Below are 11,241 nucleotides of genomic sequence, written 5' to 3'. Positions count from 1 at the left end.
CTCCATTCATACCTTCGACCCTCATCCGGCAGCGGCCGGGTGTGGGTCGGTTCATTTCGAACGCACACCAGTAGCGTGTTCGCTGGATCGTTTCCGAATGCTTATACGCTCACCACAGTTCGACAGTAGTAGCGGGATGGGATAGCCAGGAGATTCCGGCGGGCTCATAACCCGCAGACCGGTGGTTCAAATCCACCTCCCGCTATATTCTGTCGCTCACAAATCGTGAGCGACGAAATCGCTGTGTGGAGTTGAAGCAGGGAGTGGAGTATCACGGAACGACCGTGGTTCAAATCCACCGCCCGCTATATTCTGTCGCTCACAAATCGTGAGCGACGAACTTAGCTGCGTGGATTAGAACCTGGGAACGAGGGTGCGAAGCGACCGACGTTCACGTGGTTCAAATCCACCGCCCGCTATTTTTCGGCGAACAACTCGCCAAAGCGTCTCGTCGCTGTGGAAGGCATGAGTCGATAGAGGACTCAGATTTGCTACTAGAGGCCAAACAACGAGAGTACTAGCGAAGAACATACGAACCTTCCACAGTTATCAGCCAGTTGTTTTGAGGCGCGTACGGCGTTGAGGCGGGTAATTTCCTGGAAGGTTCCTGCCAGGTTATCAACGATCCCAGTCCGGCTGTGGTGACCTTTGCGATGACGACTCTCGTGACATTTCCGACACCTCGCTTCGAGGAGTGGTGTCAACAACTCGAAGAAGACCAATTGGCTGATGGAATCCCGTCACTCGCTGCGCTGTGATCACGAGTGTCGCTGCGTGAACCCCTCGTCAGTGAGACAGTGAACGGCGCGCGTTCACCCACGACCGGCCCTCAATGGTGGTCGTGCCCGCCGGCGGGTCCTGTACCCGAACCCTGGGGGTGTTTGTGTGAGAACTCGGCCGGATGCTTCTGGAACGACTCCTTACACCGGTTCGAACAGAAGTAGTACGTCTCATCGTCGTGGGTAAGACTCGGGCCGCTGTCGTCAGTTCGCATCCCACAGACGGGGTCGCGATACTGGCCGGGTGCGCCGAGGCCCCGTCTGTAGACGTACAGGAGGATTCCCGAGAGGGCGAACGCGATCAGGTTGAGGTAGAACGTATAGTTGAACTCGAAATACGTCTGTTCGGTGGCCGTCTGTCCGCCAGCGAGATTGGGGACGATGCCAAGTGCACTGAACAACTCCTCCATCAGAAAGCCGGTGAAAGCCATCGTCACGAAGAAGACGCCGAGGATGTACGCCATCACCGTCCAGCCGTAGTACTTGCGGTAGACGTTCAGCACAGGAACCGTGATGAGATCGGCGTAGACGAACGCGATGACGCCAGCGAAGCTGATGCCACCGCCCCAGAGCGCGACGGCGAACGGGACGTTGCCCATGCTCCCGACGAAGCTCAGCACCGCGATCGCCACGCCCATCACGGCGTTCTCCGCGCTCACGAGCAGACCATCGCCCTGGAGGAAGAGCGCGTTCCACACTCGCTGTGGGACGAACACGATGACGAACCCCGAGATGAGAAAGCCCGCGACGACGTCCTTCCAGATCATCGACCACTCCTTGCGGTACTGGTTGCCGAGTTTGTACCAGCCACCCCACGAGAGCAACTCCTCGCGCCAGCTCCCACTACTGGCGACCTCTTGTTGGTAGGTCTCCATGCAACCCGCCGAACAGAATTTGAGGGTTTCATCGCCGTCGGTCGTGAGCGAATAGTCGTCCGTGCCTTCCATCCCACAGGTCGGGTCTTCGGTAACGCCCTGGTCGTGATCGCGCTCGGCGAGTTCTTCCCGAACCTGCTCGAACAGGTTCTCGGGCAGCGTCAGGTGGACGATGACTGCCATCACCGCAATGAGAATGACGCCACCGAGGAGTTCTGCGACGAGGAACTCCCAGCCGAGTAGAATCAAAATCATCAGCCCGAGTTCGACGATGAGGTTCGTCGAGGCGAACATGAACGCCAGGACGTTCACTACGTGAGCACCCTTCTTGAACAGCCCCTTGCCGATGGCGACGGCGCCGAAACTACAGCCACTACTCGCGGCCCCAAACAGCATCGCCTTGGTGAGGCCACTGAGGTTCTCGCTGCCCAAGACTCGTGCCATGCGCTCTTTCGAGACGTAGACCTGGACCAGACTGGTGATGACCAGTCCCATGATGATCGCCCAGGCCGCCGTCCAGAGGAAGCCAACGCCGATCCGCAAGGACTCGAAGATCCCGTCGACGAGAGTGGCTTGCATATCTAGACACTCGCTGCCGGAGACTTTGCCGGTTGCCGTTAGGAAACCAAAGTGAGCACGCCCCCTCGACACACGATTCGAAGTTTGGATTGTACACTGGTCGCTTAGTCACTCGGTCAGATCGGCAACCCACGGTCGTCCCACTGGGGAGCGGAACGCTGCGGTCGCCAGACAACTACGGACACGAGATTGATGCTGTTCGGTCGTGGCCCCGTGATTACTTTGGAATCCGAGGCACAATCGGGTAAACTATGCCAACGTACTAGTATATGTGAGACTCCGAACACTTCGTAACACGGGCCAACTCTCCCCCAGTCAGCTCAACCCCTTTTCGAAATCGGGCACCGGCACCGCTGGCTACCTCTCGTCGATCAATCTGACGACTAACAGCAGTCGCTCCCTGCGTCGCAGAGAGTCCGTGTTCTGTCCGCCGTATTGAGAAATATTGAGAATCATATAGTTCTCATAGGAGCGATAAAGCCAGCGACGCCGAATGAGACGTCCATGGCAGATGATCCGACGGTGAAATTCGGTTTCGTATGCGTACAGAACGCTGGTCGCAGTCAGATGTCGACGGCGTTTGCCGAACGCGAACGTGAGCGCCGAGAACTCGAAGACAGCGTTGAGATCATCACGGGCGGGACGCACCCGGCCGACAGCGTCCACGAGGAAGTCGTGACGGTGATGAACGAACGCGATATCGACCTTTCGGACCGGACGCCACGGGAAGTCTCGACGGCAGAACTCGAATCGTGTGACGTTGTTGCGACCATGGGCTGTTCGACGCTCGAACTCGACGCAGAAGATATCGACGTCCGGGACTGGGCGCTGGACGATCCTGACGGCCAGGATCTCGACCAGGTCCGCACAATCCGAGACGACATCGAACAGCGTGTCACGGATCTGTTCGACGAGATCGAAAGCGAAGTTGCCCAATAAGTAGACTCTTCGAGCGACAGCGCCGTCGAGACTTCGCTTGCACATTCACGTTCGGCGAAAGGTTCGGCCGTCTGATTGCGACCTGCAGTATGGACACACAGAAAGCCGGTCCGTGTCTCGTTGCCAGGTACCATGGCACACCTAGTTGCGGTTGCGCTAAAATCACTATATATGACAACTACACTTCTCAGGGGGAATCCGTCACTTGTCGTCGCCCCACAGGAGAAGAACGCACCTGGCTGGGATCAGTCAGTGCTCTCGGCGAGGGCCTCGGCGATATCGAGTAACTGGAGTACAGCGGTGTCGCCAATTCTGTAGTACGTCCACTTTCCCTGTCGGCGCGTGTTAACCAGGCCCGCGTCTTTGAGTTCTCGGAGGTGACTGGCGACCGTCGACTGTGGCGCGTCGAGCACGACCTGGAGTTCACATGCACACAACTCACCGTCTCTGAGCGCTTCGAGGATGCGAATTCGGTGTTCGTTTGCCAGTGCTTTGAACACTGGGAGCTGGGCGTTCACCTGTTCGTCGTCCGGCGTGAGCTCGAACAGCGACGTCAACCGGTTGTCCGGGTTTTCGTAGAGCCGATCTAGCGTCTGTCGTGCCGATTCGGGGACTGAGTCAGCCATCCGTTAGTGTGCTCCTTCGACGTCCATGCTTTTGATGCTATCTCTCCAGCACCGCCTGACCGCTTAGATGATGAGATTGAACAGCAGGCCGATTACCAGGATACCGGACGCGACCGTGACTGCGAACGAGACGATGAGTTCCTTCTTCATCACTTTCTTCAGGATCATGAACTGCGGCAGCGAGAGCGCGGCGACTGACATCATGAACGCCAGGCCGGTCCCGATTGGCAATCCTTTGCCGATCAGCGATTCGACGACGGGGATCACGCCGAGGATGTTCGTGTAGATCGGGACGCCGACCGCGACCGCGCCGACGACGCCGAACGGCCCCGAGAGATACGCCGACACGACTTGCTGCGGGACGAAGCCGTGGATAGCTGCGCCAAGTCCGACGCCGACGACGACGTACGGCATGATGTCCGTGATGATGTCTTTCGCCTCGACGTAGGCCTGTCTCGCTCGCTCTTTCCGCGTGGGTTCCTCGATATCGACGTCCGACTCGCCGAAATCGAACTCTTTGATGTACTTGTCGAACCCAGCCTTGTTGAGGACGTACCCACTGGTCATGCCGATCCCGATCCCGCTCACTGCGTAGAGCGCAGTCAACTTCAGTCCAACAACTCCCGGCAACACCACGAGCGCGGCCTCGTTGATCATGGGCGAAACCGCGAGGAACGTCATCGTGATCCCGAACGGGATGCCTGCGCCGACCATCCCGAGGAAGATGGGAATCGTCGAACACGAGCAAAACGGGGAGACGATCCCGAGCAACGCCGCGAGGAAGTACCCCGTGATCGCCCTTTTGCCCGCGAGATAGGCCTTGATCTTCTCCGGGGGGAAGTACGTTCGCAGGTAGCCCACGCCGAAGATCACAGCGACGAGCAACGCCGTGATCTTCAGCGTGTCGTACACCCAGAAATGCACTGCCGCTCTGAGCGAGCCCGTGAGTCCCAGCGCATTGACTACGTACGTCGCGAACTGCTCGAAAACCATCGGTGGCCTACAGCCGCTCCTCGATGTACTCTTTGAGCTCTGCTTCAGGCGGGTTCGAGCCAGCGAACACCATCTCGTCGTCGATCTCGAACCCCGGCGTCGACATGATGCCTTTCTCCGCGATTTTCATCGTGTCGCCTTCTTTCTCCACGTCCGCGTCGAAGCCGTGCTCATCGACGACGTTCTGGGTTTTCTCTTTGAGCTGTGTGCAGTTGCTGCAATTGCCTGGACCGTAGATCGTGATCTTCATAGAGTACCTCCGACGTTCGCAATTGCAGCGGCACGAGTGTGGACGCCGCTCTCCACCGCTGACCGCGTTTCTGTGGACTCTGCTGTGACCATCTCGATCATCGTTTCGACCATACATATCGATGAAAGTCGGTTCGACACAAATACGTTTCGAAGATTCCCGATCTATACATCCGCTCGATCGATGGGCAGAGCTGAAAGAACTGTCGTTACGACAGTACCAGATAGAGATGTTACGCGCCGAGACTGGCGTATTCAGTGCGGTGAGAGTCTATTGTGAGCTCCCGATCCGTCGTCGGACAGTGGCACAATCGGGAATAATTGACGACGAATACACGCCAAACCGAGAACATCCAGGCTCGTTGATATCCGTCTATCTCGATATGGGCGTACTAGGGCGACCACTGGGCGCCAGTTTCGGCCGAGTGGGGTGTGTCGGCAGCGGTCGTTCGACGGAATCACGGTGACCATGCTTTCGCGCTGGCTTACGATACTCGAATACCATGGATTCGCTGCCAAACATGTCGAACCCACGATGTGGCCGTCGAGCACGCACGAACTAATTGAAATAAGGCGAGAGTTCGTCTGATCACTCCAGCAGATGTACGGCCTGAGCGAGTTCGCGGACTGTTCTGGCGGGAGCGGGTGTGCGACCACAGACGAGTCCGCGAACGGTGCTACCGTCCAATAGCTCGGTGCCCACTTCTGATTGTTCGACGAAAGCTAACTCGACAGAAACGGTTGTACTGGTCGGCAGTCGAGGCGTCGCTCACTCGATGGCGGCGACCGCATCGACCTGGACGCTCGCGCCGCCGAGGAGCTCTGAGACGCCGACGACGGCACGCGCCGGGAGCTGTTCGTCGAAGGCCGCCTGATACGCGTCGTTCACCGCCTCGTACTGGTCGAGATCGGTCAGATATACCGTCACTTTGAGCACGTCGTCGAGAGTGCGCCCGTGCTCGCTGAGCGTCGTCCGGAGATTCGAGAGGCAACGCTGCATCTGTTCCGCTGCGGAGGAATCTCCGTCGATGACGCCGTCTGTCGTCGGGAGCTGCCCTTCGACGAATATGAGGTCGGAGCTCCCGGTCTTCTGGCCATAGCCGCCGATATGGGCTGTCCCAGCCCGTTGCTTGCGACTCGGCGCACTTGCGCGAGACTGCATCTGTTCCTGAAATTCAGTTGACTGTTTCATATTTCAATTGAACTCCTGAACATATATAGTAGTAACGTCTATTCTCGATATATGGGTACCAACTCGAATAGTGCTTCTATTCGCCAGGATCGACTATCTATCACAAGTATTAATTGAGCCAGCACTCAACTGGTGTTAATGTCAACAGCGACGCAACGGCTGCAGCGGTACCTCACCGACGAACTCGAGGACTGTCGTCCCGAGGACGTCGAGGACCGCATGGAGGAACTCGATACGCTCGAAGCGGTTCTCTCCGCCGACCGAATCAGCGCTGACCTCGACGTCCTGGCTGCGCTCGCGAACGAAACCCGGTACAAGCTCGTTCGCCTGCTCGTGGCTGCGGACGGGGAACTCTGCGTCTGTGAGCTGAACGCGATGGTCGACGCCAGCGAGAGCGCGATCAGTCACGCCCTCTCGAATCTGACTGACGCTGGATTGGTCACGCGCCGGAAGGACGGCCGCTGGCGGAAGTACCGCGCCTCGAACGTTGCCGTCTCCCTGCTGACCCTCCTGGACGGAGTTGCCACGGATGAGTAGCGCCGACGCACACGAACACGGCCCGGACTGCGGGTGCGAGAGCTGTGGCGACCCGCGGTCGATGGACTTCCTCGACAAGTATCTCACCGTCTGGATCTTCGGGGCGATGGCTGTCGGCGTCGGCCTGGGCTTCGTCGCGCCGTCGGTGACCCAGCCGATTCAGGAGTTCCACCTCGTCGAGATTGGCCTCATCGCCATGATGTATCCGCCGCTGGCGAAGGCGGACTACTCCCAGCTCAGGGCGGTCTTTAGCAACTGGCGCGTCCTTGGCCTCAGCCTGGTGCAGAACTGGCTCATCGGTCCGACGCTGATGTTCGGGCTCGCCGTGATCTTTTTCAGCGGGCTCGTCCCCGGACTCCCGGCGCGACCGGAGTACTTCCTGGGCCTCGTGTTCATCGGCATGGCGCGGTGTATCGCGATGGTGCTCGTCTGGAACGAACTCGCCGAGGGATCGACCGAGTACGTCACCGGCCTGGTCGCGTTCAACAGCCTCTTCCAGATCATCACGTATGGTGTCTACGTCTGGTTCTTCGGCCTGTTCCTCCCGCCATTGCTCGGGATGGAGACGCTCGTGGCTGGGATCGAGACGTTCGACGTGACGCCGATGCAGGTGTTCGAGGCGATCGTGGTCTTCCTCGGCATCCCCTTCGCCGGTGGATTCCTCACTCGCTACATCGGCACGCGCACGAAGGGCGAGGCGTGGTACGATGAGGAATTCGTTCCGAAGATCGATCCGCTGACGCTGATCGCGTTGCTCTTTACGGTCATCGTGATGTTCGCCACGCAGGGCGAGAACATCGTCGCCGCGCCCGGTGACGTGCTCCTGATCGCCGTGCCGCTGACGATCTACTTCGTGGTGATGTTCCTCGTGAGCTTCGGCATGGGCAAAGGAATCGGCGCGGACTACTCGACGACGACGGCCATCGGCTTCACGGCCGCCTCGAACAACTTCGAACTCGCGATTGCCGTCGCCGTCGCTGTGTTCGGCGTCGGCTCCGGCGTCGCTTTCACGACCGTCGTCGGCCCGCTGATCGAGGTGCCGGTGTTGCTCGCGCTGGTCAACGTCGCGCTGTACTTCCAGCGCAGGTTCGACTGGAGCGGTGCCACGACCGGCAGTCTCGACACAGCCACCCCAGATCAAGTCCCCGACGACGACTGACCTCGAGAAGATGACTTCAGCACCCGACTCCGACGACCCGACTCGTGTCGCTTTCGTCTGCGTCCAGAACGCAGGCCGATCACAGATGGCCTCCGCCTTCGGCCAACGGGAAGTGGCCGCGAGAGATCTCGAAGACAACGTCGAGATCCTCACTGGTGGCACCCGACCCGCTGACCACGTCCACGACGAAGTCGTGCAGGCGATGGACGATGTCGGCATCGACATCGCCGATCGAACTCCCCGAGAAATCACCTTCGAGGAGACGCAAGCCAGCGATTACGTCATCACCATGGGCTGTTCGGCCGACGACGTCTGTCCGGCCGGGTGGGCAGGCGAGAATCGAGACTGGAACCTCGACGATCCAGACGGGAAATCACCGGCAGAGGTAGCAGCGATCCGCGACGAGATCGAGCGACGAGTGAGCGATCTGGTCGACGAACTCGACGCAGCAGACGAATCTTGACTTCCTCCCACGACTGAAGGTTGAGAGCGTTCTCCCCGATTTTGCAACTCAGCAGCCACACCCACAGTCCGATTCGTCGTCGTCCGTGCCGGTGAAAAAGCCCTCCACATTGGACGAGAGCTGATAGGCTTGCTTCTCACGCGACCTGTTGAGCTGTCGCTGGTTCGGGGCAACAGCCGATACGAGCGCCTCGACGAGGAGGTCGACGGGGGCTGTCGTGTACTCCTCACCACGGTACCGCCAGAGACGACAGTCGACGTCGCCCTCACACTCACAGATGTCACCACACGATTCACACGTGTTTTCGAGATAGTCTGGCTGGATGTCCTGGCCATCGATGCGGATCGTCGGCGACACGGCGAGTTGCGTCGCTTCGGCGGCCGCCAGCGACGAAACGTGAATATCTCTGACGGTAATGCCGACGTCCAGCGCATCGAGAATCGGCTCTATCCGTTCGAGCGCCGTTTCGAGTGCATCTTCAGTCCCCTGACATCGGTCGCAGGACTCGTTGTCGAGATAGAGGAGATCGACGGTGATCGTCCGCCGCGTGTACTTCTCGGCCGCTGGCTGGACAATCGAGACGCTTTCGCTGTTTGTGGGATCGTTCATTGCATCTCACGATATGGCTCGGCGGCACATATATTGTTCAGTAATCAGACACAAACGAGGTTAGCGTATCGAAACCACCCAGATTGACTTCCTCCCACGACTGAAGATCGTGGGATTCCTCCGTGGGCGACCCGGCCAGTGTGGTCTACCCCGGCTGTGAACTTGCGGGTTTGCCGACGCTGGGTTGGTCAACCGGACTCGACTGTTCCCACGTCGTAGGTGTCCAGTCGTGTCCATTCCACTGCCAGTACGCCCCGGGACCGGGTGCGTCCCTCGGGCGTCCAGCACCGAGGGCGGCGGGCCGAGCCATCGGCCCAACTTCTCGCTGAAGGATGTTCCACGCCCCTGCAACGTCACTGTGTGCGTCCACGTCACAGGTCTGACACCGAAACGAATCACCATCACGCGTGACGGCGTCACTGCCACAGGCGGGACACTCACTGCTTGAATCACGTTCACTGACTTCTGTGACAGTGATACCGACGTCTTCGAACGTGAGTCTGATCCGTTCGACCAGTTGTCGATGTGACCAGAACGCGTGGGTTTTCTCGTTCACGTCTGCTGCCCAGTGCGTTTCCAGCACGTCGGTCAACTCTCCGACGTATACCGTCTCAACGTTGTTTTCGAGCAGCCAGTCGGCAGCGTGTTTCACCGCCGCGTCGCACGCATGGTCGCGTTTCCGACTGCGTTCGTCGTACAGACGCTGAATCTGCTTGCTCGTATACTGGGCGGCTGGGAGCAAAGATTGCAGTGCAGCAATCCTGTTTGTCAGGGTCTGGAACCGATCAAATTCGGGACGGGCGTGATACACGCTGGTGTCGCCCTGCTCGGTGACGAGCGCCAGTGTGTTGTTGGCACCCACGTCGATGGCGGCTGCACGAGTCGTGTTCTCGGGTGTGAGTGTGTGAGTGAATGCATCCAGTCGTTGCTCGTGGACAGTGTCTGGCCGTATGCGAACTGGATGCTGGACACGAAGTGTGTTGGCCGCCTCGTCGTAGATGAGTTCCAATCGGCTATCGTCACCGTCCCACTGTGGGTTGCCACGAACGTCGAGGGTGATGCGTTCGTTGTGGTCGAAGTCGTATCTGTCTTCGAGGACGTCTCCGACACCGAACTCCAGCGTACTCGTGTCTTCGTCCCAGTCGAACGAGTACAAGTCGTTTCTGACGAGGCCGTGCAACTCGTAGCCGTCGTCTCGGGTCCCCCAGTACCCAGGTGGGCTGGGTTTCTCGGTGACGGTCGTATCTGACTCGTCGTGGTATGTGTCGAGGAGTCGGAAGTGGCTCCGCCACGCCTCGCTGTTTTTGCGAGCGACCTGTTGACACGTTGCTTTCCCGAGGAGAGGCGCGTAGTCGTCGTAGAGGTCGGTGTAGTCAGCATCCCACACGTCGCCGTCCTCGCTGAAGTATGCCTGTCTCCGACGGTATGTTATCTGGTTCCAGAGTGGGGCATGGGCGGCCAACCAGTCGAACAGACACTGCTTATACCGGTCAGTCTCCGGCAACGCAGTGTACGTGTTCGTCCGTTGTGGTCGGTCGCTCACAGGGGTGTGCTTTGGCTAGGAGCAGAATAAACATTCGGGTCGCATCCGATCTGTGTCTGGTGGTTTGCTCGTCGGCGTGTCGGTTCATCCCACGACTGAAGATCGTGGGCTTTCTCCTCGAATCTCTGTAAGAAGAGAAAGACCACGAACGTATATCACGCTACAGCGACTGATATTGAGGCAATGGGAGAGACCGAGCAATGGCAGGCAAAATGGCACGGGCTACACGACGTCCTTGGGCCGAAGTGGACCCTGCATATCCTTCGCCTCCTCACTGACGGGTCGTACGGGTTCAACGCCATCCAGAACGAACTCAGTGGCCTGACCGCACCGATGCTTTCACAACGGCTCAAAGAACTCAGGTGTCACGGCCTCGTCGAGCGGACGGTTACAGACACGACGCCCCCCACGACGACGTACTCTCTGACCGAGCAGGGAACTGAAATCGCCACTCGGCTTCGCGAGTTGGAGCCGCTCGTCGAACTCCACGACCGAACGGCTGACGACAGTCAGACCGAGAACTGTTCCGAGACGTCGGCGGAGTGTCGAACTGAAGCACTTCCAGACGGGTGCGTAACCGTTGTCGATCAGTGTTGAGTTACTCAGTTGACCGGACTGCTTTTTCTGACTCTGCAATCACGGACCAACGCTTTCCCAGTCCGCACAGGTTTGCCCCCAAAGTAAATGAGCACTCTGTC

At 58.9% G+C, this 11,241-nt stretch carries 12 protein-coding genes and 1 tRNA gene; 6 read left to right on the top strand and 7 right to left on the bottom strand.

All coding sequences use genetic code 11. The features are described from left to right. Positions 1–130: 130 nt before the first annotated feature. Positions 131–205, top strand: a tRNA-Met gene (locus tag ACFR9U_RS21305). Positions 206–829: 624 nt separating this feature from the next. Here ACFR9U_RS21305 and ACFR9U_RS21300 read toward each other — a convergent pair. Further along, the gene (locus ACFR9U_RS21300; RefSeq protein ID WP_247380942.1) at positions 830–2,233 is read right to left on the bottom strand and encodes a permease; all 1,404 of its coding nucleotides are present in this window, start codon (positions 2,231–2,233) and stop codon (positions 830–832) included. Between the two features lie 504 nt (positions 2,234–2,737). Between ACFR9U_RS21300 and ACFR9U_RS21295 the strand changes: the two genes are divergently transcribed. Continuing rightward, positions 2,738–3,172 (top strand): low molecular weight phosphatase family protein, encoded by a 435-nt coding sequence (locus ACFR9U_RS21295; RefSeq protein ID WP_247380943.1) that lies wholly within the window; start codon positions 2,738–2,740, stop codon positions 3,170–3,172. Between the two features lie 245 nt (positions 3,173–3,417). Here the strand turns inward: ACFR9U_RS21295 and ACFR9U_RS21290 are convergent, their stop codons facing one another. The 4 genes from ACFR9U_RS21290 to ACFR9U_RS21275 form a co-directional block, all read right to left on the bottom strand. Then, positions 3,418–3,798 carry an ArsR/SmtB family transcription factor gene (locus tag ACFR9U_RS21290; protein WP_247380946.1) on the bottom strand — a complete coding sequence of 127 codons (381 nt, stop codon included), beginning with the start codon at positions 3,796–3,798 and terminating at the stop codon, positions 3,418–3,420. Between the two features lie 63 nt (positions 3,799–3,861). After that, complete coding sequence (locus ACFR9U_RS21285) at positions 3,862–4,791, bottom strand: permease (protein WP_247380948.1); 930 nt, start codon at positions 4,789–4,791, stop codon at positions 3,862–3,864. A gap of 7 nt (positions 4,792–4,798) precedes the next feature. Further along, positions 4,799–5,041, bottom strand: a complete 243-nt coding sequence (locus tag ACFR9U_RS21280) for a thioredoxin family protein (protein WP_247380950.1) — start codon at positions 5,039–5,041, stop codon at positions 4,799–4,801. A gap of 768 nt (positions 5,042–5,809) precedes the next feature. Beyond that, positions 5,810–6,232: a RidA family protein gene (locus tag ACFR9U_RS21275; RefSeq protein WP_247380952.1), complete on the bottom strand. Its 423-nt coding sequence runs from the start codon at positions 6,230–6,232 to the stop codon at positions 5,810–5,812. Positions 6,233–6,370: 138 nt separating this feature from the next. Here ACFR9U_RS21275 and ACFR9U_RS21270 point away from each other — a divergent pair, with 138 nt between their 5' ends. From ACFR9U_RS21270 to ACFR9U_RS21260, 3 genes are read left to right on the top strand one after another with little or no spacing between them, the layout of a single operon-like run. Beyond that, complete coding sequence (locus ACFR9U_RS21270) at positions 6,371–6,769, top strand: ArsR/SmtB family transcription factor (protein ID WP_247380954.1); 399 nt, start codon at positions 6,371–6,373, stop codon at positions 6,767–6,769. Continuing rightward, positions 6,762–7,928, top strand: a complete 1,167-nt coding sequence (gene arsB / locus ACFR9U_RS21265) for an ACR3 family arsenite efflux transporter (protein ID WP_282594381.1) — start codon at positions 6,762–6,764, stop codon at positions 7,926–7,928. Before ACFR9U_RS21270 ends, arsB begins: the two co-directional genes overlap by 8 nt. Positions 7,929–7,938: 10 nt before the next feature. Then, positions 7,939–8,391 (top strand): arsenate reductase/protein-tyrosine-phosphatase family protein, encoded by a 453-nt coding sequence (locus tag ACFR9U_RS21260; protein WP_282594382.1) that lies wholly within the window; start codon positions 7,939–7,941, stop codon positions 8,389–8,391. A gap of 48 nt (positions 8,392–8,439) precedes the next feature. Here ACFR9U_RS21260 and ACFR9U_RS21255 read toward each other — a convergent pair whose 3' ends face one another. Both ACFR9U_RS21255 and ACFR9U_RS21250 read right to left on the bottom strand, forming a co-directional pair. Continuing rightward, positions 8,440–9,000 carry a DUF2703 domain-containing protein gene (locus tag ACFR9U_RS21255; RefSeq protein WP_247380959.1) on the bottom strand — a complete coding sequence of 187 codons (561 nt, stop codon included), beginning with the start codon at positions 8,998–9,000 and terminating at the stop codon, positions 8,440–8,442. 145 nt (positions 9,001–9,145) lie between these two features. Continuing rightward, positions 9,146–10,543 (bottom strand): transposase, encoded by a 1,398-nt coding sequence (locus ACFR9U_RS21250; RefSeq protein WP_247380962.1) that lies wholly within the window; start codon positions 10,541–10,543, stop codon positions 9,146–9,148. A gap of 183 nt (positions 10,544–10,726) precedes the next feature. Here ACFR9U_RS21250 and ACFR9U_RS21245 point away from each other — a divergent pair, with 183 nt between their 5' ends. Further along, positions 10,727–11,140, top strand: a complete 414-nt coding sequence (locus ACFR9U_RS21245; protein ID WP_247380964.1) for a winged helix-turn-helix transcriptional regulator — start codon at positions 10,727–10,729, stop codon at positions 11,138–11,140. Positions 11,141–11,241 lie beyond the last annotated feature (101 nt).

It is taken from the genome of Halorientalis brevis, from assembly GCF_042678165.1.
Lineage (GTDB): Archaea > Halobacteriota > Halobacteria > Halobacteriales > Haloarculaceae > Halorientalis > Halorientalis brevis.
The sequence above is the reverse complement of the archived record's forward strand: the minus strand, read 5'-3'. Positions and strand labels throughout refer to the sequence as shown.

Excerpts from the sequence above, each read along its gene's own strand:
- ACFR9U_RS21300 (WP_247380942.1), bottom strand. The coding sequence starts at position 2,233 with ATGCAAGCCACTCTCGTCGACGGGATCTTCGAGTCCTTGCGGATCGGC.
- ACFR9U_RS21295 (WP_247380943.1), top strand. The coding sequence starts at position 2,738 with ATGGCAGATGATCCGACGGTGAAATTCGGTTTCGTATGCGTACAGAAC.
- ACFR9U_RS21290 (WP_247380946.1), bottom strand. The coding sequence starts at position 3,798 with ATGGCTGACTCAGTCCCCGAATCGGCACGACAGACGCTAGATCGGCTC.
- ACFR9U_RS21285 (WP_247380948.1), bottom strand. The coding sequence starts at position 4,791 with ATGGTTTTCGAGCAGTTCGCGACGTACGTAGTCAATGCGCTGGGACTC.
- ACFR9U_RS21280 (WP_247380950.1), bottom strand. The coding sequence starts at position 5,041 with ATGAAGATCACGATCTACGGTCCAGGCAATTGCAGCAACTGCACACAG.
- ACFR9U_RS21275 (WP_247380952.1), bottom strand. The coding sequence starts at position 6,232 with ATGAAACAGTCAACTGAATTTCAGGAACAGATGCAGTCTCGCGCAAGT.
- ACFR9U_RS21270 (WP_247380954.1), top strand. The coding sequence starts at position 6,371 with ATGTCAACAGCGACGCAACGGCTGCAGCGGTACCTCACCGACGAACTC.
- arsB (WP_282594381.1), top strand. The coding sequence starts at position 6,762 with ATGAGTAGCGCCGACGCACACGAACACGGCCCGGACTGCGGGTGCGAG.
- ACFR9U_RS21260 (WP_282594382.1), top strand. The coding sequence starts at position 7,939 with ATGACTTCAGCACCCGACTCCGACGACCCGACTCGTGTCGCTTTCGTC.
- ACFR9U_RS21255 (WP_247380959.1), bottom strand. The coding sequence starts at position 9,000 with ATGAACGATCCCACAAACAGCGAAAGCGTCTCGATTGTCCAGCCAGCG.
- ACFR9U_RS21245 (WP_247380964.1), top strand. The coding sequence starts at position 10,727 with ATGGGAGAGACCGAGCAATGGCAGGCAAAATGGCACGGGCTACACGAC.